The organism is Paenarthrobacter sp. NPDC090520 (genome assembly GCF_044769205.1).
Taxonomy (GTDB): domain Bacteria; phylum Actinomycetota; class Actinomycetes; order Actinomycetales; family Micrococcaceae; genus Arthrobacter.
Genome location: NZ_JBIVXM010000017.1, coordinates 1 through 21,144, shown reverse-complemented (window position 1 = coordinate 21,144; position 21,144 = coordinate 1). Strand labels below are relative to the sequence as shown.

The 21,144-nt window shown below is 63.5% G+C and carries 22 protein-coding genes; 16 read left to right on the top strand and 6 right to left on the bottom strand.

The window, feature by feature from the left end; all coding sequences use genetic code 11:
- Nucleotides 1-16 precede the first annotated feature (16 nt).
- From ACIQTZ_RS18135 to ACIQTZ_RS18125, 3 genes are all read left to right on the top strand, one after another.
- Nucleotides 17-865: an isocitrate lyase/phosphoenolpyruvate mutase family protein gene (locus ACIQTZ_RS18135; protein WP_402982673.1), complete on the top strand. Its 849-nt coding sequence runs from the start codon at nt 17-19 to the stop codon at nt 863-865.
- A 103-nt stretch (nt 866-968) separates the two neighbouring features.
- On the top strand, nt 969-2,051 hold the full coding sequence (locus ACIQTZ_RS18130) for a hypothetical protein (RefSeq protein WP_402982672.1): 1,083 nt from the start codon (nt 969-971) through the stop codon (nt 2,049-2,051).
- Nucleotides 2,032-2,571: a hypothetical protein gene (locus ACIQTZ_RS18125; protein ID WP_400333294.1), complete on the top strand. Its 540-nt coding sequence runs from the start codon at nt 2,032-2,034 to the stop codon at nt 2,569-2,571. Before ACIQTZ_RS18130 ends, ACIQTZ_RS18125 begins: the two co-directional genes overlap by 20 nt.
- Nucleotides 2,572-2,639: 68 nt before the next feature.
- Here the strand turns inward: ACIQTZ_RS18125 and ACIQTZ_RS18120 are convergent, their stop codons facing one another.
- The 4 genes from ACIQTZ_RS18120 to ACIQTZ_RS18105 form a co-directional block, all read right to left on the bottom strand.
- Entirely contained in the window at nt 2,640-3,356 is a 717-nt protein-coding gene (locus ACIQTZ_RS18120) for a hypothetical protein (protein WP_402982670.1), read from the bottom strand.
- 123 nt (nt 3,357-3,479) lie between these two features.
- Nucleotides 3,480-4,088 (bottom strand): GNAT family N-acetyltransferase, encoded by a 609-nt coding sequence (locus ACIQTZ_RS18115; protein ID WP_402982668.1) that lies wholly within the window; start codon nt 4,086-4,088, stop codon nt 3,480-3,482.
- A 140-nt stretch (nt 4,089-4,228) separates the two neighbouring features.
- Nucleotides 4,229-5,116: a hypothetical protein gene (locus ACIQTZ_RS18110; protein ID WP_402982666.1), complete on the bottom strand. Its 888-nt coding sequence runs from the start codon at nt 5,114-5,116 to the stop codon at nt 4,229-4,231.
- A gap of 172 nt (nt 5,117-5,288) precedes the next feature.
- The gene (locus ACIQTZ_RS18105; protein WP_402982665.1) at nt 5,289-5,855 is read right to left on the bottom strand and encodes an NAD(P)H-dependent oxidoreductase; all 567 of its coding nucleotides are present in this window, start codon (nt 5,853-5,855) and stop codon (nt 5,289-5,291) included.
- Between the two features lie 88 nt (nt 5,856-5,943).
- On the opposite strand from ACIQTZ_RS18105, the gene ACIQTZ_RS18100 reads away from it, so the two are divergent.
- The 6 genes from ACIQTZ_RS18100 (at nt 5,944) to ACIQTZ_RS18075 (ending at nt 14,115) form a co-directional block, all read left to right on the top strand.
- Nucleotides 5,944-6,549: a TetR/AcrR family transcriptional regulator gene (locus ACIQTZ_RS18100; protein ID WP_400333306.1), complete on the top strand. Its 606-nt coding sequence runs from the start codon at nt 5,944-5,946 to the stop codon at nt 6,547-6,549.
- A 373-nt stretch (nt 6,550-6,922) separates the two neighbouring features.
- Nucleotides 6,923-7,906: an ABC transporter permease gene (locus tag ACIQTZ_RS18095; protein WP_400333309.1), complete on the top strand. Its 984-nt coding sequence runs from the start codon at nt 6,923-6,925 to the stop codon at nt 7,904-7,906.
- Nucleotides 7,906-8,877 (top strand): ABC transporter permease, encoded by a 972-nt coding sequence (locus ACIQTZ_RS18090; RefSeq protein WP_402982663.1) that lies wholly within the window; start codon nt 7,906-7,908, stop codon nt 8,875-8,877. The genes ACIQTZ_RS18095 and ACIQTZ_RS18090 overlap by 1 nt, the downstream gene beginning before the upstream one ends.
- Nucleotides 8,874-11,021, top strand: a complete 2,148-nt coding sequence (locus ACIQTZ_RS18085; protein WP_402982661.1) for a dipeptide ABC transporter ATP-binding protein — start codon at nt 8,874-8,876, stop codon at nt 11,019-11,021. Before ACIQTZ_RS18090 ends, ACIQTZ_RS18085 begins: the two co-directional genes overlap by 4 nt.
- 68 nt (nt 11,022-11,089) lie before the next feature.
- Nucleotides 11,090-12,820 carry an ABC transporter family substrate-binding protein gene (locus ACIQTZ_RS18080; protein WP_400333318.1) on the top strand — a complete coding sequence of 577 codons (1,731 nt, stop codon included), beginning with the start codon at nt 11,090-11,092 and terminating at the stop codon, nt 12,818-12,820.
- A gap of 245 nt (nt 12,821-13,065) precedes the next feature.
- Nucleotides 13,066-14,115 carry a Gfo/Idh/MocA family oxidoreductase gene (locus ACIQTZ_RS18075; RefSeq protein ID WP_402982659.1) on the top strand — a complete coding sequence of 350 codons (1,050 nt, stop codon included), beginning with the start codon at nt 13,066-13,068 and terminating at the stop codon, nt 14,113-14,115.
- Here the strand turns inward: ACIQTZ_RS18075 and ACIQTZ_RS18070 are convergent.
- Together ACIQTZ_RS18070 and ACIQTZ_RS18065 are read right to left on the bottom strand one after the other, a co-directional pair.
- On the bottom strand, nt 14,112-14,585 hold the full coding sequence (locus ACIQTZ_RS18070; protein ID WP_402982658.1) for a hypothetical protein: 474 nt from the start codon (nt 14,583-14,585) through the stop codon (nt 14,112-14,114). The genes ACIQTZ_RS18075 and ACIQTZ_RS18070 overlap by 4 nt on opposite strands.
- Nucleotides 14,586-14,625: 40 nt before the next feature.
- On the bottom strand, nt 14,626-15,813 hold the full coding sequence (locus ACIQTZ_RS18065) for a WXG100 family type VII secretion target (RefSeq protein ID WP_402982656.1): 1,188 nt from the start codon (nt 15,811-15,813) through the stop codon (nt 14,626-14,628).
- A gap of 272 nt (nt 15,814-16,085) precedes the next feature.
- Between ACIQTZ_RS18065 and ACIQTZ_RS18060 the strand changes: the two genes are divergently transcribed.
- The 7 genes from ACIQTZ_RS18060 (at nt 16,086) to ACIQTZ_RS18030 (ending at nt 20,757) form a co-directional block, all read left to right on the top strand.
- Nucleotides 16,086-16,787 carry a hypothetical protein gene (locus ACIQTZ_RS18060; protein WP_402982654.1) on the top strand — a complete coding sequence of 234 codons (702 nt, stop codon included), beginning with the start codon at nt 16,086-16,088 and terminating at the stop codon, nt 16,785-16,787.
- A gap of 137 nt (nt 16,788-16,924) precedes the next feature.
- Nucleotides 16,925-17,482 carry an RNA polymerase sigma factor gene (locus ACIQTZ_RS18055; protein WP_400333332.1) on the top strand — a complete coding sequence of 186 codons (558 nt, stop codon included), beginning with the start codon at nt 16,925-16,927 and terminating at the stop codon, nt 17,480-17,482.
- Nucleotides 17,479-18,342 carry a hypothetical protein gene (locus tag ACIQTZ_RS18050; RefSeq protein WP_402982653.1) on the top strand — a complete coding sequence of 288 codons (864 nt, stop codon included), beginning with the start codon at nt 17,479-17,481 and terminating at the stop codon, nt 18,340-18,342. Before ACIQTZ_RS18055 ends, ACIQTZ_RS18050 begins: the two co-directional genes overlap by 4 nt.
- 147 nt (nt 18,343-18,489) lie before the next feature.
- Nucleotides 18,490-19,089 carry a class I SAM-dependent methyltransferase gene (locus ACIQTZ_RS18045; protein WP_402982651.1) on the top strand — a complete coding sequence of 200 codons (600 nt, stop codon included), beginning with the start codon at nt 18,490-18,492 and terminating at the stop codon, nt 19,087-19,089.
- Nucleotides 19,090-19,135: 46 nt separating this feature from the next.
- Nucleotides 19,136-19,639: a GNAT family N-acetyltransferase gene (locus ACIQTZ_RS18040; RefSeq protein WP_402982649.1), complete on the top strand. Its 504-nt coding sequence runs from the start codon at nt 19,136-19,138 to the stop codon at nt 19,637-19,639.
- A 116-nt stretch (nt 19,640-19,755) separates the two neighbouring features.
- Nucleotides 19,756-20,211, top strand: coding sequence for a GNAT family N-acetyltransferase (locus tag ACIQTZ_RS18035; RefSeq protein WP_402947987.1), 456 nt, complete (start codon nt 19,756-19,758; stop codon nt 20,209-20,211).
- Between the two features lie 63 nt (nt 20,212-20,274).
- On the top strand, nt 20,275-20,757 hold the full coding sequence (locus tag ACIQTZ_RS18030) for a hypothetical protein (RefSeq protein ID WP_402982648.1): 483 nt from the start codon (nt 20,275-20,277) through the stop codon (nt 20,755-20,757).
- Nucleotides 20,758-21,144: the final 387 nt, after the last annotated feature.

Below are 21,144 nucleotides of genomic sequence, written 5' to 3'. Positions count from 1 at the left end.
GGGCTGGAATGTACTCATGACATCGAACCGGGGATCCGTGACCAAGGCCGAACACTTCCACAAGCTCCACGATGCTGGGCCAACACCCTTGGTCCTGGTCAACGTGTGGGATGCGGCCTCAGCGCGGGTTGTCCAGGAAGCGGGGGCCACAGCCATCGCCACGTCAAGTTCCGCTGTCTCCTGGAGCCTGGGGTTCCGGGATGGCGACCACGTGCCGTGGGGTCTCGCGATGGCGGCGTTGGGGCGGGTGGTTTCCGCCACCAGCCTGCCGGTCACTGCCGACATCGAGACAGGCTACGGCAGGACCGACGACGAACTCCGCGCCACTATCCATGCAGTACTCGATGCGGGTGCCGTCGGCATCAACATTGAGGATTCCGCCGTCGAACCCCTCACGGACATCGCCGAGCAGTCCCGGCGCATCGCCCTCATCCGCGCCACTGCGGATGATCGGGGGATTCCGCTCTTCATCAACGCACGCACCGATACCTATTTGTCGGGGCTTTTCCCGGACAGTGCCTACGACGAGACGATGACCCGGGCCGATGCCTACATCACGGCGGGTGCTGACGGTATTTTCGTTCCCGGAGTCGTCGATTTGCATGTGCTGCACGAGTTGTCCGGCCACATTCCCGCGCCGGTCAATGCGCTGGCGGGCGTAGGTGCACCATCTCCGCTGGAACTGCACGACGCCGGCGTCCGTCGCGTCAGCATCGGCGGCAACACCGCCAAGGCGGCCTACGCCAAGGTTGCGAGGGTGGCCAAGGAAATCCTCGGCGACGGCAACTGGGCCGGTTTGGCCGGCACTCGCAGCCATGACGAGATGGACTCGCTGTTTGCGCCGGGACCCAAGTACAGCATGTGACGCTGCCGCGGAGCCGGTAAATGTACGACGGCGGCACGCACCATATTGTCGGACCCCACCTATAGCTTGGGTTGAGTAAAGGAAGCGGGCAGAGGAGGGCCGGATGGCAAGACGCAGTGTGCAGTTTTGGCGCATTGAGCAGCTCAACGGGGATGCCCTCACCCGGCCGTTCCCTGCACGGCGCGTGGCCGACGTCGTTCGGAAAGCCCGTGAGGATGGCACCGACCGCCACTTCACCTCTTCCGATGGCACGGTCCTGCTGGCCCAAACGGCGGCAGTCTCGCCGAACCCCGTGCTGTTGCTGGATCGGGTCCGGGATACCAACCTGCCCAGCGTCGGCGATCCCCTTGGCCGTCGCAAACCCTTGCCGTTGGCTCCTGGAGACCACCTTCTCGAGACCACCTACTTCGCCTTCCTGAAACGGAATGTCATCGCCGTGCTCACCAGCGGCAACGGCCCCAGGGCTTCGCGGATGGGGGAGTACCTGGGCGGGATGCTCGGACTGGAGCCCGCGCTGGTTCCCGTGGTCCGGGAGGACATTGAGGAGATCCTGGCACGCTTGGAGGTGAGCCGCTTCGAGTTCGCCCTTCCGGCCGAACGGTTGTCCGGGAAGCTGATGGAAGGCGAATGGGCCGATGTCCTGGACAGCGCGTCCCGGCTCATGACCGAAGGCACGTTCCGGATCTCCTTGAGTGTAGGGCGGTCCGGCAAGGCCGAGGACAAGCAACGGATCCGCGACCGCATCCAGCAACTCATCGACCTTTTCCGGAGGGCCGGTTCCGTGGAGCACTTCGACTATGTGGTGGCCGAGGGCAAGGACTCACTGAGCGGAGACCGCGAAGTCGTGGATCTGCTCAAGGAACGCTTCATCTCTCACATCGACGTTGATGCGGACGTGTTCAACGATCCCGCCAGATCGGTGGCAGAGGCCGTTGCCATCCTGAACAAGCAGGCCAGGGACAACGAGGCCTTCTTCGCCCGAACCCTCCCCGACACCAAGGGCGCGCCGGATAACGGTGCGGTGCCGGACCTCGTCGCTGGCGGCGTGGTCGCGGTCCGGGCGGCCATGGCTGCTGCCGTGGCCAGCCGGGAAGAGCCTGAGTCCCGGGACGAACCCAAGTCCCGGGAAGGATCCAAGCCCCAGGAAGCGCAAGGCGGTGCGGGCCATGAGCTTGTACGAGGTTGACATTGAACGCACTGGGCGGCGCCGGACACTGTGGCGCTGGTTCCTGCTTCATCCACGTGCCGACTACGCCTGGGCCACCCTGGCGGTCCTGTTGTGGCTCGGTGCCGCGTTGGTTTTCCGTCAGCCATTGATCCTGGAAGGCGTTGGACCGGGTGCCCGGCGAACCCTCTTCCAGACGTTGGCTACCCTTGCCGGTGCCACAGCGGGCTTGACCCTGACCAGTGTTTCCATGCTCATCAACGTCCTCGGCAAGAAGGCCGCGCCAGGACAACGTGAGCTGCCGCTGGAGAAGCTCACGGCCACGCACCGGCGCCAGATCGGCGAGGTCTTCCTGTTCGCCATCCCCGGTCTCGGGCTGCTCCTGGTTATTGCACTGGCAACCATGGTCCTGGAGGGCGATGCGCCTACCGGCCTGTGGGTCCCAGAGGCCGTGGTCTTCGTGCTGGCATTCGCGTCCGTCCTGTCCTTGCTGCGCGTTGCCTGGGCCCTCCGGCGTGTGCTGGCAATAGCCACGGCCTGAAGCAGCCCGACACCGTCCCAACCCCCGCCATTCCGTCGCTGCCCCGCAACGTAGCAGCGGGCGATGGATTAGCCAGGCCAACGTGAAATGTGCGCGGTAATCCGCTGATTGGAGACAAAGCGCTGTTCCATCAGTGGATTGATCTCCCCCAAAACCCGCCGCATGGCGCGGTAATTCGAGTGGACGGAGCCCGTCCTGAGCAATGGTTCCAAGTGTGCTACCCGGTTTCGCAATTGATAAATGCCCGCTACATCGTGCGTTACTTCGGTGCCTGTCCGCGCGGTGTGCGGGAACGCTTTCATGAGTGAATTTCTCCACAGAAGCTTGCGTGCGGGAGTTTTGTCCGGCAGCAGGAATCGCCATGTTCCAAAGCTCATTTGTGCCAGCACATCGGCATGTGATGTAGGCATCGTACGTCCACGGGTTGCGCGTTTGGCGCGGGTCGTGGCGTCCCGGATGTCATTGCCATGTCGGGTGAGTTTATGAAGCAACGCAGACGGGTCCGTCAGCCAATCCGCACCATGCAGGCCTCCCGTCGGTTTGGGTTGGGTGGAGTTCCACGCGCCGAGCTCGGCATCCAATGCGTTGCGCAGCACGACTTCAAAGAAATGCAATGATTCGTAGACCGCGCCGGAGAGTCCGATATTCCAGTGGTACAACTGAATCGCCTTTTTCCGATTACCCCTCGATGTTGAAAGATATGGTCCCAACCTTGCTGGTGAAATATAGCCTTGGAACGCATCCCACACAGGCGACGTTGGTTCCATTTGCTGAGGAGACGACATCTCCGTAGACTATTCGAGAAGGCGGGGGCGAGTTCTCCGTTAGAGGTTTTATCCACAGGCCCGGCAATAAACATTGCCGGGCCTGTGGCATTTCCGTCGCTGCCGGACCTACTTGCCGGCAGTCTAGGTCGAGGCCACTGTTTGTGCTCGCGTGAGCTTCTCCCGAAGCGACAACCTGACTGTGGGCCATTCGCTCTCGATGATGGAGAACACCACAAGGTCGCGCATGGTTCCGTCCCTCCATGGATCGTGGTTCCGGAGTACGCCGTCCTGCTTGGCCCCGAGTCGGGTTACGGCAGCACGCGAAACGTGGTTGTGCCAGTGGGTCCTGAACTCCACCGCGATGCAGTCAAGTGCTTCGAAGGCGTGTGTGAGCTGAAGGAGTTTGGCTTCAGTGTTGATGGGAGTCCGTTGCGCGCTTTTGGCCAGCCACGTTGAACCAATTTCCAGCCGTCGGTGGTCTGCCCGGATGTTGCAGAACGTGGTCATCCCGCAGATTGCCCCTGTATCGTTCCGGCGAATGGTCCACGGCAGCATGGTTCCCTGCTCCGAAAGTTCCAGCCTTTTTTGGATCTCGGCCGCCATTTGATCCGGTGAGGGGATGCGGGTGAACCATGTGGTCCACATCCGGCCATCCTCTACCGCAGAGCACAACCCGTCGTGGTGCTTCTCGGACAGCGGCTCCAGGGTTACGTGTTTACCGGTCAGCGTCAGAGGGCGGGAGAAGGTCATGGCGTCATCCTATGAGGCAGGGCGTGGACATCTCCGTGGACTATTCGGGAAGGTGGGGACAGATTTCCCCTTACAGGCTTTGTTTACAGGCCGGGAAATGACACGACGCCCGGCCTGCGGCCGCCGCCCCCCCGCGCGGCTCAGCGCAGGCTCAGTGCAACGTCCAGCGTCATCCCATTGATGTAGATCTCCGCCCTCGTCGCACCGCTGGCCGACACCACCGTGTGGGTCAACTGGGCTTCGATCCGTGGAATGTCGCACACGCCGCCTGGCCGGAGGGAGCCGGTCAGGTTCACCACCACCGTGGATCCGCTGACGTACCCGGACACGAACTGCAGGGAGGACGCGGCCAGGGAATCATAGAGCGCGGCGTCGTTGTCCAAGGGCATCCCCGCGCCCAGCAGCCGGCCGAGTGCCACGGTCAACGGATCGCCGGGTACGGCTGCACCCCGCACGGCCACCAGGCTGTCATTGCACCCGAACCGCACTCCCCGGGAGCCGCCGTCGTTGATGGCAACGTAGTAAACGGCGGGGCCGAGGTCCGCCGGAGGCTGCGCGGCGGCCGCCCGGGCGGCAGGAACAGCAGCGCCCTGCGACGTGGACGGTGCGGACGCGGACGGCGCGGATGAGGCCGGCGCGGATGAGGCCGAAGCCGTTGATGGCCCGACGGCGGCATCCGCGGTCGGTGGGCTGGTTGGGGCGTTGGACGAGGTCCCAGTGCCCGGACCGGAAGCCGTGGATGCAGGGGACGGAGAGGTGGAGATGGCGGAGGCAGGTGCGGACTGCCCCGGGGCCGACGATACTGCCGATCCGTCGGCGAAAGTCGATGGCGTCGGCGAAGCAACAGGGTTCGAAGACGAGAGGCCGCTGGGGTATGGTCCAGCGGCAGCCGGGGAAGCAGTGCCAGACAAAACACCACCGCCCGGCGAAGCCTCCGGTGACGGGGTACAGCCAGCCACGAAGTAACTGGCCATGAGGCAGGCAGCCGCGATCGCCGTCGTACTTGGCAGTCCCCACCCGGCACGCATGACAGCCCCACGCTCCTGTCCGTTTACCTGTCCTCCAACGTTAGGCCGCCGGGGCGGCAAGGAACATGCCGCTTCGGTGTCGGTTCGGACAAGAGTTGGTCACGCCGGGAAACGAAGGTGCCCCCGTTCCGCCCGGGGCAAGCAGGCGGAACGGGGGCAGAAAGGGGGAGCCTTAGGCGGCGACTTCTTCTTCCTGGACGGCCGTCAGGGGCTCGAAGATGCCCTTGATCTGCTCAACAACTTCGGCGTCGTCCTTGGGGTGCAGTTCGGCGAAGCGGATCATGGAGCCCGGCACGGCGAGCTTGACGTCTTCCAGGACCTTGGCGCCGGCAATGCCCACGGCCTTGCGGGCTTCGTCCTGCGCCCAGACGCCGCCGTACTGACCAAAGGCGGTTCCGACGACGGCGGTCGGCTTGCCGGCGAGGGCGCCGGCGCCGAAGGGGCGGGACAGCCAGTCGATGGCGTTCTTCAGCGATGCGGGCACGGTGCCGTTGTGCTCGGGGGTGACCAAGAGGATGGTGTCTGCCTTGGACGCGGCCTCGCGCAGGGCGGCGGCTTCGGCGGGAACCTGGCCTTCGACGTCGATGTCTTCGTTGTAGAACGGGATGCTTCCCAGGGAGCCGTGGATCTGGACGTCGACGTCCTCCGGGGCGTTCAGCTGGATGGCTTCGGCGAGCTTCTTGTTGTGGGAATCAGCGCGGAGGCTGCCGACGAGGGTAAGAACAGTGCTCTTGGACATTGGGGTCTCCTTGGTGGGTGTTTTGAGCCTTCACCGATACTAAACGGACCGCGGTCCGCTTTCTATTCCCGGGTCTAGAATGTTTCTTGTGAGCTTCATCCCAATGCGGCCCGACGTACCCCTCGGGGCGCCCCACGAGCGCAGTGATGCCGCACGGAATCGCGAGCGGCTGCTTTGCGCTGCCCGCGAGTTGGTGGATGAGTTCGGGGCGGAAGCGCTCACCATGGATGCACTCGCGTGCAAGGCGAAGGTGGGCAAGGGGACGGTCTTCCGGCGATTCGGCAGCCGGGCCGGGCTCATGATGACGCTCCTCAGTGACTCGGAGTCGGAGTTCCAGCGTGGCTTCATGTTCGGGCCGCCGCCCCTTGGTCCCGGCGCGCAACCCAGGGAACGGCTCGTCGCCTTCGGTGAAGGCCGCATCTATTTTGTCCTCGAATACGGGGATCTCTGGAAGGCGGCCGGAGCCTCCACCAGGAACCGCTTCGATGTTCCGGCCACCGTGCTGGCCCATCGACATATCGAGGTCCTGTTGCGCGAGGCGGGTGTGCCGGATCCATGGGTGATGGCGATGACCCTGATCTCGGCACTGGACCCGGAACGCATCGTCAACGATGTCCGCGTCCATGGCATCTCGCCCAAGCGGCTCACCGATTCCTGGGGAGAGCTGGTCAGCCGCCTGGTCGCGGGCCAGTAGGCCGCGGAACTGGCGGTTGCACCGAAGAAAGGCTCCGGTATTCACTCGCGATTCGCGCTGGAGTTCACCCGGGAGGTGCGCCCGTGTTCACCCGGGAGGAACTCCAGTGGCGTAACCTGCCGTTTCGTGACGCAGTCTGTACATAACAATCTGGCCGCAGGGGCGAAACTGGACCTCGTGAAGCGATATGTGAAGCAGTTATTGTGGTAGTTTCCTCTTGAATGTGACCCATGCCATACAACGGCCGGCGTTCACTGAAGGGGCTTTGGGGGTACATCACCCCTGCGCCAATTCGTAGCTGACACCGGCCACAGCCGGGAACCGCGGAAGGACCAGCTTTGAGCTTTGCCACGATCCAGGGCAGCTGCCCGACATGCTGAAATATCTGTTGAAGCGGTCGGGGATCTACCTGATCATGATCTTCCTGACCACGAGTGCGGGATACTTCCTGGCAGTCTCCACGCTCAAACCGGCCCTGCTTGAGCAGGAGAAAATTCCGCGGCCAACCCCCGAGCAAGTCGCTGCTTCCTTCAAGGGCCTCGGCCTCGATCCCAACGCGAACCCCTGGGAGCGCTACGTCGAGTGGCTCGGCGGGATCGTCACCCGCTGGGACTGGGGCCGCAGCCCCAACGGCGCCTTCGTGAACGCCGAATTCGCCGACCGGGTGCTCGTCTCCACCCGGCTGTTCATAGCGTCAATCATCCTGACGCTGATCATCGGCGTGGCCCTGGGCGTGTACTCGGCGGCCCGGCAGTACAAATACCAGGACCGCGTCATCACGTCCTACAGCTACCTGGTCCACATCCTCCCCGCCCCCATCGCTTACTTCCTGGTCCAGCTGGGCGCCATCGGCCTCAACGAGGCCGCGGGGCAGCGCATCTTCTTCGTGACAGGAATTTCGACGCCGGGAATCGACCCCGGCTGGCCGGCTTTCGTCGATCTGGTGGCTCACTACGCCGTGCCTACCTTCGCGATGACCATCTTCGGTTGGGCGGGCTACCAGATCGCCCAGCGCCAGTACCTGCTGGACAACGTCAACGCCGACTTTGTCCGCACGGCCCGGGCCAAGGGCCTCACACGCAACCAGGCCATTCGGAAACACGCCCTGCGGGTCTCCTTCATCCCGGTGGCCCAAAGCATCGCCTTCACCATCCCCGCTATCTTCACGGGCGGCTTCTTCGCTGAGGCCATCTTCGCCTGGCCCGGTATTGGTTTGTGGAGCATCCAGTCGATCGGACTCCAGGACGTCAATGTCGCTACCGCCACGCTGGCGTACGGTTCGGTGATCTTCGCGATCGGCGCCATCCTTGCCGACTTCGCCACCACGCTGGTCGATCCACGAGTGAGGGTCCAGTAATGACCAACATCATTGATCCCATCGCCGAAATCGAGGAATCCCGGGTTTCGGACCCGGACGTGGTGATCGGGAAATCCCGCATCATCTTCCGGCGCTTCATGCGGAACAAGACCGCCGTGGCCGGCCTGCTGATCTTCCTGGCGTTGTTCCTGTTCTCCTTGCTGGGCGGTTTCCTGACCCCGTGGGACAAGGTCACCATCGATCCCTTCAACATCGGCATGGGCCCATCGCCGGACCACTTCTTCGGCACCACCCAGGCCGGCATCGACCTCATGGCCCTCATCGTGGACGGAACCAGGACATCGATCTTCATCGGCCTGATCGTCGGTGGGCTGTCCGTCCTGATCTCCGCGGTCTACGGCTGCACCATGGCGTTCTTCGGCGGCAAGGTGGACGCCACCATGTTGTTCATCCTGGAAGCCCTCATCATGATGCCCGCCATCTTGGTGGTCGCCGTGGCAACCAGCGGCAGTGGCGGGCTCAAGGACCTGCCCAGCTGGCTGCTGCTGATCATCGTGTTGCTCTTCTTCAGCTGGATGGGAACCGCCCGTTTGGTCCGGTCCCTGTCCATGTCCCTCATGCAGCGCGACTACGTCAAAGCTGCCAAGTACATGGGAGTCCCTTCCCGCCGCATTGTGTGGCGCCATCTGGTCCCCAACATCGGCTCGCTCCTGGTCCTGGACTTCACCCGCGGCATTACCGGCGCGGTGCTGGCCGAAGTTGCTTTCTCCTTCATCGGCATCGGCATCAAGTACCCGGACGCTAGCCTGGGCGTCCTGATCGGCCAGGCAACCGGCCAGGTGTCCTCCTTCCCGTGGATGTTCTGGGTTCCGCTGATCGTCATGTTCCTCCTCACGGGTTCGCTCGCCATGATGAACGACGGACTGCGTGACGCCTTCGACCCCAGCTCCAGTTCCATCGGACGGGCGAAACGCAAAACACCCAAGACTGTGAAGGGGGCCAGCAAATGAGCACCAATATTTCCCACACTCCAGCCGAACGGCTCCGTGACGCCGGCCTGTACGCTCCGGGCGACACCGTGCTGAGCGTCCGCGACCTCAACGTCCGCTTCAATTCCGAAAACGGCGTGGTCCACGCGGTCCGTGGTGTGGACTTCGACCTCATGCCGGGCAAGACGCTGGGCATCGTGGGCGAGTCCGGCTCGGGCAAGTCCGTCACCTCCATGGCCATCATGGGCTTGCTCCCCGAAACCGCTGACATCACCGGCTCCGTCCGGTTCAAGGGCAAGGAACTTCTTGGCCTCAGCGACAAGGCCATGTGCAAGTACCGTGGCAACGACATTGCCATGGTGTTCCAGGACCCGCTGTCCTCGCTGACCCCCGTTTTCACCGTGGGCAACCAGATCATCGAGGCGCTCACGGTGCATAACCCCACCATGAGCAAACAGGCAAAAGAAGCCCGCGCCGTCGAGCTTTTGCGCATGGTGGGCATCCCCAGCCCGAAGGACCGGCTCAAAGCGTTCCCGCACGAGTTCTCCGGCGGCATGCGCCAGCGCGTCATGATCGCCATCGCGATCGCCAACGATCCGCGGGTACTCATCGCTGATGAACCCACGACGGCGCTGGACGTCACCATCCAGGCGCAGGTGCTGGAAGTCCTGCACACCGCGCAGGAGGAGACCGGTGCCGCCGTCGTCATGATCACGCACGATCTTGGCGTGGTGGCCGGCATGGCCGACGACATCATGGTCATGTACGCGGGCAAGCCTGTGGAATCCGGGACTGTGGAGGACATCTACTACAACCCCCGGATGCCGTACACACTGGGTCTCCTCGGCGCTGTTCCCCGAGTGGATTCGTCCGAGAAGCAGTCGCTGGTTCCCATTGAGGGGACCCCGCCCAACCTGGCCCTGCCGGTGAACGGCTGCTCCTTTGCGCCGCGTTGCCCGCTGGCTGGCGAAGCCTGCCTGGAAGGTGAGCCGGACCTCTGGAAGGTGCCGGGCTCGGACGGCCACCGTGCGGCCTGCATCAAGTCGGACAAGCTGTCCGGCGACGCGGACGCGCACAAGATTTTCCACGCGCCGCCGGTTCCGGTGTCAAAGTTCGACGGCGTTCCCCGCCTCGAGCGCCAAAAGGTCCTGGAACTCAAGGGCGTGAAGAAACACTTCCCGCTGCTCAAGGGTGCCTTGATCAAGCGACGGATCGGCACGGTGAAGGCCGTGGACGGGCTGAGCTTCGATATCCGCGAAGGCGAGTGCGTCTCGATCGTGGGCGAATCGGGGTGCGGCAAGACCACCACGCTCCTGGAAATCATGGAATTCCACCCGGACCAGGCGGGTGAAGTGGTGATCGGCGGAGTCAGCAACAAAGCAGCCACTGACAACAAGACCAAGATGGCCATGCGCAAGGAAATGCAGATGGTCTTCCAGGACCCCACCGGAGCCCTGGACCCGCGCTTCACTGTTTACGAGGTCCTGGCCGAGCCGCTGGAAAACCTGGGCATGCCCAAGGCCGCGGTCAAGAAGCGGATCATGGAACTCATGCGCCTGGTTGGGCTGCAGCCGGACCACGTGAACCGCTTTCCCAACCAGTTCTCCGGAGGGCAGCGCCAGCGCATCGGCATTGCCCGGGCGCTCGCGGTCAACCCGAAACTCGTGGTGCTGGACGAGCCCGTGTCCGCGCTGGATGTTTCCGTGCAGGCCGGAGTGATCAACCTGTTGGACAAGCTCAGGGCCGAACTCGGGCTGAGCTACCTCATGGTGGCCCACGATCTTTCCGTCGTCCGGCATATCTCCAATCGGGTGGCCGTGATGTACCTCGGGAAGATCGTGGAGACCGGAGACGTGGACGACGTGTTCGACAATCCACGCCATCCGTACACCCGTGCGCTGCTCTCCGCGATCCCCGTCCCGGACCCCGAGGTGGAACGCACCCGTGAACGCATCATCCTGCAGGGCGACCTTCCCAGCCCGTTGGATGCGCCGAAGGGATGTAACTTCGCGACTCGTTGCCCGGTCTTTGCCGCGCTGCCTGCTGCGAAACAGGAGAAGTGCCTTAATCTGGAGCCGCCCCTGGCTTCGGAAGGGCAACAGGACTTCGCGTGCTTCTTCCCGGACGGAGAAATAGATGCCGACATGCTGGTGGTGCATGCCTGACGACACATGACTCATTTGAACCCTGTATTCAACTCGCAATCCAAGTCGTAAAACATGAAGGGCAAACCATGAAGAAGTACACGACGATCGGCGGCGTAGCACTCGCGGCAGCGCTGATGCTGACCGCCTGCGGCGGGGGAACGCCGTCGGGTCCGGCCTCCCAGAAGGCCGAAGAAGCGGGCGGTGACATCAGCAAGCTGATCAGCGTCAACGCCAAGGAAACCAAGGACCTGGACCAAGGCGGCACCGTCACCTTGGCAGTGGGCAGCATTGGCCCCGACTTCAACAACAACTCCAACGTGGGTAACAGTGCCGACAGCTCCGCGCTGTTGACCCCGGTCAACACGGCCGCCATCAGCAGCGGTGGCATCGGCGGTTGCTGGAAGCTCGACTACGACGGCAAGGCGACCCCCAACAAGGACTTCTGCGAGGACGTCAAGAGCGAAGTCAAGGATGGCAAGCAGACCATCACCATCAAGGTCAATGACAAGGCGACCTGGAATGATGGAACTCCGATCGACGTCAAGACCTTCCAAAACACGTGGAACATGCTCAAGGGCGAGGACAAGTCCATCGACATCGTCACCGCAGGCAACTACGCCTTCGTTGATTCGGTCAAGGCAGGTGCCAACGACAAGGAAGTCATCGTCACCACCACCCAGCCGGTCTACCCGCTGGAAAGCCTGTTCTTCGGCCTGATCCACCCCGCCATCAACACCGCGGACATCTTCAACAAGGGTTTCGCCGGCGACATGCACCCTGAGTGGATGGCTGGCCCCTTCAAGGTGGACAAGTACGATGCCACGGCTAAGACCGTCACCATGGTTCCGAATGAAAAGTGGTGGGGCCAGAAGCCGGTCCTGGACAAGATCATCTGGCGCCAGATGGAGCCCAGCGCCACCATCGCCGCCTTCAAGAACGGCGAAATCGACGCCACGAACGCCCGCACCCTGAACCGCTACAAGCAGCTCGAAGGCACCAAGGACGCCGACGTGCGTCGCGGCCAGCGCCTGTTCGCAGGTGGCCTGAACATCAACGCCAAGCGTCCGGCCCTGACCGACGTCGCAGTGCGTAAGGCGATCTTCACCGCCGTCGACCGCAAAGCCATCCGGGACGTCCGATTCAACGGCCTGAACTGGTCCGAAGAGAGCTCGGGCTCCATGATGCTCATGCCGTTCTCCGAGTACTACCAGGACAATTACCCTGTGAAGGAAACGGGTGCTGATGCCGCGAAGAAGGTCCTGACCGACGCAGGCTACACCGCCAATGACAAGGGCATCATGGCCAAGGACGGCGTCCCGGTAGCCTTCAAGATCACCAACTTCGGCGACGACCCCACCACCGGTGCCACGTCGCAGACGCTGATGGCCCAGCTCAAGGCTGCAGGCATGGACGTGACGATCGACCAGCGTGGTGACGCCGACTTCGGCAAGGTCTTGGGTACCCGTGACTTCGACCTCACCATTTCCGGCTACACCGTGGGCGCGGATGCCACCGACGCTGTGAAGCAGTTCTACGAATCCAGCACCAACGAAAACGGCCTGGGTGATGCTGAACTGGACGCCGAGATCAAGCGCCTGGCAGCCATCGCCGATGACACCGAGCGGAACAAGGCTGCCGTCGAGGTAGAGAAGAAGCACATGGAGAAGTACTTCTCCATGGGTACAGTCCTCAACGGCCCGGAGATCCAGTTCGTGCACACGGGCCTGGCCAACTACGGTCCGTCCCTGTTCAAGAGCAACTCCAACGTTCCCGACTGGACCACCATCGGCTGGGAAAAGGGCAAGAAGAAGGGCTAACCCTTCCGAAGTTTGACCGGTAGAAGGCCGGGAACTTCCGCACCAGCGGAGGGTCCCGGCCTTCCCCTTTCCAGCCCTCTCTCACCGAACACCCCCAAAAACCCAATCCCTCTCTCACCGAACACCCCCAAAAACCCAATCCCTCTCTCACCGAACACCCCGTAATACCAATCCCTCTCTCACCCGATGAGAGAGGGATGCCGGAAAAGGGCGGTTTGGTGAGAGAGGATCGGTAGCCTTGGGGCATGACCTCCTCGCCGATCCGTACCGCCGTCGCGGGCTTTGGCCTGTCCGGCAGTGTTTTCCACGCACCTTTCATCGCGGCCAACCCCGCCTACGAGCTCAGGGTCATCGCCACGTCGGACCCGGAACGCCAGGCAAAAGCACGCCAACGGTATCCGCAGGCACGGATCGTCAACACCCCGGAGGACATCCTGGCCCTCGCGGACCACCTGGACCTCATGGTGCTCGGCACGCCGCCCGCAACCCATTTCCCGCTCGCGAAAGCCGCGCTGGAAGCCGGCCTCGACGTCGTCGTCGACAAACCGTTCGTGGTCCACAGCCGTGACGGCGAGGAACTCATCCAGCTCGCCGCCAAGGAGGGCCGCGTCCTCACCGTTTACCAAAACCGCCGCTGGGACGGGGACTCGCTCACTGTCCGGAAACTGCTCGACGCCGGGACGCTGGGTACGGTGACACGGTTCGAGTCCGGCATGGAGCGCTGGGCGCCATCCATCGCCAAAGCGTGGAAGGCCGGCGCCACTGCAGAAGAGGGCGGGGGAGTACTGTTCGACCTCGGCTCACACGTCCTGGACCTGGCGCTCCGGTTCTTCGGGCCGGCGAAAGTCACGTATGCCGAGATCACGGCCAGGCGTGCCCAGGAGCGTGCCGATGACGACATTCTCATTGCCCTCCGCCACGATTCCGGCGTGGTGAGCCACCTGACCCTCAACCTCAACAGCCACCTGCACGGTCCACGATTCCGCGTCCTCGGCACCGAGGGTGCGTACGCGAAGTTCGGGACCGATCCGCAGGAGCCGTTCCTCCTGGGCGGCGGGCTGCCCACGAACGCCGAGTACGGCGTCGAACGTCCCGAGGAGTACGGGACCCTCGAGGTCAGTGGCCAGCGGACCACCGTGCCCACCGAGCGTGGGGCCTACCCGGAGTTCTACCGCCTCCTTGCGGAAAAGATCGACGACGGCGGCACGGCCTCCGCGCTTCCGGTACCTGTGGACCCGGCCGGGTCGGTGGACGTGCTCAAGCTCATCGAGGAGGCACGGAGAATCGCGGTCTAGGCGATCTGGGCGCTGGCAACCACGGCGTAGATGGCCTTGATGTCGTCGCTGCCCTCCACGAAACGGCAACTGCCGGTTAGCTGGACCACGTCAGCAGCCACGCCTTGGTGCACCACGGTCACGGCGGTGAATTGGGTCAGCGATCCCGCATCCGGATGCGTGTAGTGCGCTTCCCGGATGTGCCAGTCCCGTCCGTTGATGACCACTGGTTCGGTGCCAAGCAGGACGGCATCCGGGAGTGACGAGAGGAAACCGTCCACCGAGGCGGCGATGTCCCGCAGTTGGTAGTCGGGAGCCCGGCGGGACACGGAGATAACGAGGTTGGGCGTGTACTCCCCGGATATTTCCGGGGCAAGGAGCGCGCCGACGGCGTCGGGAACCACCTGCGTACGCCATCCTTCGGGCGGATCGACGCTGATGGAAGGGTAGGCGGGGAAGTCAGCGGACGGGAAAATCTGGTGCGATGGCATAGGATCCTCAGGGGTTGCGGGAAAGCTGGCGTGTTCGGGGCTACTTCTTCAGGAAATCAACAAAGCCGGAGACGGAGTCCGCAAAGCCGGACGGGCTGATACGCACTTCTGCGCCTGCGCCAAGGCCGAGTTCGGCGGTGATCTTGGCGCCAACGCCCAAGGTGAGTCCGTCCTCGTCCATGGAAGCCTTGAACGTGTAACCCTCGCCGGCGCCGGCGGCCACTGTTCCCGACGTGGTGAGGCGCTGGCCCAGGAACTCCACGTACTGCGACTGGGTAGCTTCGGCGCCCGCCCCGGCGCTCGCAGCCGAGCCCGTGACGCCGTCGGCCTTGCTCTTACCCACCTCCGCCTCGCCTGCACTGGCCCACGCACCGCCGCGGACTTCCAGGCCCTGGCCAAAGCCAAACAGTCCGCCTGCCACCTCGGTTTCATTCCCGAACGTGACCTTTTGCCCGGCGAAGGCCTCGGCGCCTCCGCCGAAGAGGAACGAGCTGTTCCCGGCGTGGGCACTGGCCTCGGCGCCTGTCATGGCGCGGACCGTGGACGTGTTGTTCACCCAGCCGTCCAGGAAGTTGGTCTTGGTGGTGGTGATGTTTTCCGCTCCTACGAACACTTCGCCACTGGCTTTGATGGACGCGGGGTCGAAGGGATTGAAGCCAAAGGGAACGCGTCCGCTGATACTGCCGTCACCCCGCGCACCGATGAACGTCTCGTTGGTGGTACTTGTCGAGACCGGCCCAAGGTTGCCGTTGCTTGAGACCACAAAACGGGTGCCCGCTGAACCGTCGGCGGATGCCCCGAACTCAAGCCCGTTGGGACCCATCGAACTGTGGGCCTCGCTCTTCCCCTCCACTCCAACGGACCCCTCGGCACCCAGCTGGACGGGTCCGTAGGATCCGAGGTCAACGGAGAAACCACGAATGTTGGAGTAGCTGCTGCTGGAAACGAAGGCATCGCCGCGGGAAGCGAGTTCCTGCTCGGCCGCGTTACGGCGCAGTGCCTTGGCGCTGGTCCGCAAACAAGTGGCAGCGGCACCGAGCCGCCGGGCAAGGTCGCTGTTCCATTGGCTGCGGAAACGGTCTGCGTCGTTGCCGCGCCAATAATGGCCATCCTGGACCAGGGAGGAGAGCTGGCGCTGGAGGTTGGTGATCTTCTCCGCGTCAGCATCCATCTGTTGCGAAAGACGCCGGAGGTCGCCAACGTCGGCACCGATCAAACCATTTCCCACAGCCGCATCCCCCTGCGTTTCGATATGTGTAGCCCGTCCTGGATGAAGGACAAGGCCGGGTTTGCCCTGAGCCTAGCCGCTGCCAGTGCCTGGCCGCGATGGGCAGATCTCCCCCGGCAGCGAGCGGCGCGAAAAGAAATCTTCGAGAGCGCGTAACCTCACCGGGGTCCACAGCGATGTAGGGGGTGTACGGGCCACGTCCCGGACGCTGATCATCCGGCCGCGGCCCGTCCGCTGCCGGGGCAATCTCCCCAAACTTTTCGGAGGGTTTCATGTCCTTGTTCTCTGTCCTCGCCACCAGCAAAGTCGCCGCGGGCGTCCTGGCCGCCGGAGCGGTAGCCGCCGGCGGCACCGGTGTTGCCGCCGCCACCGGTGCGCTTCCCGCCGATATCCAGCAGACCGCCCACAACCTGGTGGGTGCTCCCGCCCCTGTCGCTGACAAAGCAGCTGCCCAGGCCACGGACGCAACGGACGCCGCGTCAACCAAGGCAACTGACGCCGTCGAGACCGCAAAGGCCAAGGCTGGAGACGTCAAGGACGCCGGCCAGGCCAAGGCTGAAGACTCCGTAGCCAAGGCACAGTCAGTAGCCGGTGACGCCATCGAGGCGACGCCGGAAGCATTCGGTCTGTGCACTGCTTTCCTCAACGGCGGCCTCCAGTCGGATTCCAAGGTTCCCGGTTACCAGTCCCTGGTTGTTGCCGCGGGCGGCGAAGCCAAGGTCGACGCGCACTGTGCAGCGGTGGTTGACGCAGGCAAGGCTGCCGGCCTGAAGGCTGATGCCAATGCCAACGCTTCGGCAAACGCGGGCGCGTCGGTGGATGCCAAGCTCCCGGCCGTTCCGGCTGTGCCCGCCGTCCCCGCGACGCCTGAGCTCCCGGCCGTTCCCGCAGTACCCGCCACTCCGGCGGTGCCTTCGCAGGTTCCCACCCACGTGCCGGCAGCCCCCGGCGCAGCACTCGATTCTGTCCGCTAAGCACCTGGCGGCTACGGTTTAAGGGCGGGGGCTCCTCGGTTTGTACCAGGAGCCCTCGCTACGAAACGGATGGCAGCGTCGACGGTTCCACGGGCCCCGGGACGTCGCTGCGCTGCGTTGGATGGAGGCATCCGCGGGTGCTGAACCCTTTGGTTGAAGAGAATGTGCAGGCGGATCACGACGATCCCGCCCTGCTGTTCACGGCTGCCTACAATGCCTTCTCCGGGCCGGTCTTCGGCTACCTCCGCGCACGCGGCGTGGATGATCCCGAAGCTGTGACTCAGGACGTCTTCCTGGCCCTCTACCCCAAGCTCGCCACCCTGCACGGAGGGCTGCAAGGGGCCAAGACACTGTTGTTTTCCATCGCCCACGCGCGGATGGTGGACCACTACCGGAAACGGGAACGCACCCCCGAGCCCACTCCGTATGAGGCGGACCTGGACAGCCGGAGCGCCCCTTCCGCCGAGGACCAGGCTGTTGGCGCCCTGGGGGTCACCGAACTCATGGACGACTTGGCCGACGATTACCGGGAGGTCCTGGCCCTGCGCGTGGTCGCGGACCTCTCCGTGGAAGAAGCGGCGGACATCATGGGCAAATCCCAAGGTGCCGTCAAACAGCTGCAACGCAGGGCACTGAATGCGTTGCGAAAGAAGGCTTTGGGGAAGCGCGCTTTGCAAAGGAATGGCACATCATGAGCGAACACAACCCACGGCGCCAAGCGGAATCCGCCGTCGATCGCCTGCTGGCCGACTCCGGGTTCCCGCACGGCAGCGATGTCCGCGACGAACTCCTGGAGCTTCGCTCGCTCGCGGACACCGCGCCTTTGCCCTCCGACGCCGTGCGCGCCCTGATGGTTGGTGGCGCACCCACCGCCAAGCTCACGACGGCGGAAGGCGCCTCCGCGGTGCAGGAGCTGCCGACGGCGGTACTCACCACGGTCGGCTCCACGCTTGGGCTGCACGCCGACGAAACGCCTGACAGCGCCGAAGCACCAACCACCGCTCAAGCACCCACCACTGCGCTGCCGGTGAAAGACGAACTGGCCGCCCGCCGTCGTAAGCGCCGGGCTGCCATCGCAGGACTTGCGGTGGCTGCAGCCCTGGGCGGTGGAGCAACCGCTGCCGCTGCCCAGGAAGGCGGCATCCCGGCAACCATCAAGCATCTTGGCGCGGCCGTAGGCTCGATGGTTTCGCAGTTCACTCCGGCCCCGGCTCCCGTGCAAAAGCATCCGGCAGTGCCGCCAACCTCCGGAGTCCAGCCGGCACCGGCTGCCCCTCAATCGACGGAGGGAGCCGTCCCCACGGAGGATGGCAAGCCAGGCAAGTCTGGATCAACGCCTGCCGAGACGGGCAAGGTCCCGGCCGCTGAAGTGTCGCAGCCGCCGAAGGACCAGGACAACGCAGGCAAGGTGCCGCTGCCAGCGCCTCCTGTCACACCACCGTCCCTCGGGGAGCCGTCGCTTCCGCCGAGCCTCGGCCCGTCGACCCTTCCGGAGACGCTGCCGTCCCACCTGATCCCGGAGGTCCCCAAAGCGCCGGGTGCCCCTGCGAAATGATGATTCGTGCCGGGTCCGACCGGCTGCTTTGACGTCTGCGCGAGTGTGCAGCGTTTGAGGTACGTTCACCGGGCACTTTAACGGGCGGGCCTATGGGCATCCCTGTTGGTCCGGTGTGAGCATTCTGGTGGGACTAGGCTCGTAAAGATGGGGAACGAATCTACCCGGGCCGCGTACCGGACCCACGCCGCCGAGTACACCCGCATTCTTGGTTCTGTTGAGGATATGCACGAGCTTGATCAGCAACGCATCAGGCGTTGGGCATCGGGCATCGACGGTCAAATGATCGACGCCGGGTGCGGACCAGGCCACTGGACTAACTACCTGCACCAACGAAACTCGACGATAGAAGGGATCGACCTTGTCCCTGAATTCATCGAGAGCGCCCGCGCTCGCTTCCCCGACGTGCCCTTTCGCGTGGGATCCTTCCGTGACATGGACTTCCCAGACAAGACCTTGCATGGCGTGCTGTCCTGGTACTCCCTCATTCACATTCCCCCAGACGAAGTGCCCATGGCACTAGAAGAATTCGCTCGGGTCCTTGCCCCGAGAGGACAACTACTCCTCGGATTCTTCGACGGCCCGCCTGGTACACCTTTCCAACACGCAGTAACTACTGCCTACTACTGGTCCACCGAGCACATGGGGCACCTGTTGGCAGAAGCTGGTTTCCGCGTGCTGGAGATTGATATGCGCCAAGACCCCGGCAAGCGTCCCCATGCTGCCATAACCGCCACTGTCCGCTGAAGGATCGACTTGCGAGCTCAGCTGCCATTGGAAATAGAGTCGTAGCATGCCAACCCCACAACGGACTGATCGATTGCAATTCCGTGAGATGACGGATGCGGACCTCGACAACATGGCCGCGTTGCTCGGAGATCCCGAGGTGATGCGCTTCTACCCCGCACCCAAGTCTCGGGAAGAAGCGGCAAACTGGATCCACTGGAATCGTGAGAACTACGCGGAGCACGGGTACGGCCTATGGATTGTCGAAACGCATGACGGAGACTTCATAGGCGACTGCGGCCTGACCTGGCAGCAGGTGAACGGCGCACAGAAGCTTGAGGTCGGATACCACGTGCGCTCGGACCTGCACGGCCAAGGGTATGCGACAGAAGCAGCCGCCGCTTGTCGCGACTACGCCCGAGAAAATCTTGCAGCCAAGGAACTGATAGCCATCATCCATCCGGGTAACCGAGCTTCAGAGCGGGTGGCTAAGAAAATTGGAATGCACCGCATCGCTGATGATCTGGGCGGGAATATCCCCGTCCGAACAGTTCTGAGCATGCAGCTGTAGATACGTCCGAGAGCGTCCGCTGGAGGATCCCCTAACGGACGCTGGAGTATCCGCAGAGCCACTGGCTCGCGGGCGGGAACGACGGAGCGGTTCAGCTCTCCGGGTACTCTGTGCCTATGCAGGTTCGTGAAGCCACCATGGATGACCTGGGAGATGTGAATGCGGTCTGTGATGCCAGTGGCCGAACTCGTTGGACCAGTGCGATGATCGCTCCAAGGAGCGACCGCGTCGTTCTGGTGGCTGTCACACAGGATGAAGTAGTCGGCGTGGCCAAGACGCATCTCCACCCAGAACCCGAAGGCAACGCCCCAGCGGGCCACTATCTCGGTGGCGTGGAAGTCGCTCCGGGGTTCCGCCGGCGAGGTATCGGTTCTGCACTAACTTGGGCGAGATTGGAATGGATCTGGTCCCGGGATTCGATTGCGTACTACTTCACGAACGAACACAACACGGCATCCATCAGGATGCATGAGGCTCTCAACTTCAGGCCGGTCGCCCGATTCTCGGAGATTCGCGGAGTGACCGCTGACAGCGGTCAGTCAGAGCTCATCCTTTTCAAGGCGTCCCGGTAGGCGATCGGCTTGAGGGACGGCCTTAGCCCGGGCAACAGGCCGAACGATGACTAGGGTGAGCCTATGAACATCATTTCCGCCCCATCAGACCTTGTCATTGCGAACAGTGACGGAATTGACGTACGTTTCGCGGGTATCAACCTGGATAGGGCACCCGGATACGTAGGAGAAAGGGCAGGCGAACAGAGTGTCCACCTGCACCTAAACGGTATCCGCGGCACCGAAACCCAACTTCGAGATAGCCAGTTCTTGAGAGACCTTCAGGATTGGTCTGAACGAGACAAAGATCTAGAAGTTGTTGGTCAGGAACAATATCCTCCCCAGATGCCGAGTATCGCTGTCTTCGATCAGATTGGCATCGAACTCACTGACGATGTCGGTACCGAGTACCGTCGTGTGGGCGGCAAGATGGCAGGTAGCGGAACAGAGTGGGATGTACTCTGGATTTACACTCCCGCACCCCCGCCCAATGCCCGAACGCTGCAAATCGGGTTCGATGTAGACGGTCAAACCACCGGAAAGCACTGCATTCTAAGCCTCGATTGAAAACCCTCCGGTGGAGGATCCCGTAGCGGGCATCCCAGAGCCGTGAACTCACCGCGGCCCGGGAGACCTCGACTCCGTGTGGCCGCCAACCCACTGACGGTCTGGACCTGATCGGAGTGGACAGGCTCTCAACTCTGAAGTCTTGTGGGGCCTGGGCCCTCGAGAACTGGGAGGTTCAGGTGAAGCCTCCAGTTACCAAACCCGTGACCTGGCTCGGCGAGGCCACAAATCCTTTCCCGCCTTAACCCAAACGACGGCGGGGTGGGGGGGGGGGGGGGGGCCCCCCCCCCCCGGGGGGGGGGGGGGGGGGGGGGGGCCCCCCGCGCGGCCGCCCCCCCCCGGCCCCCCACACACAACGGCCGGGGTGGGGGCGCGGGGCCGGGGTGG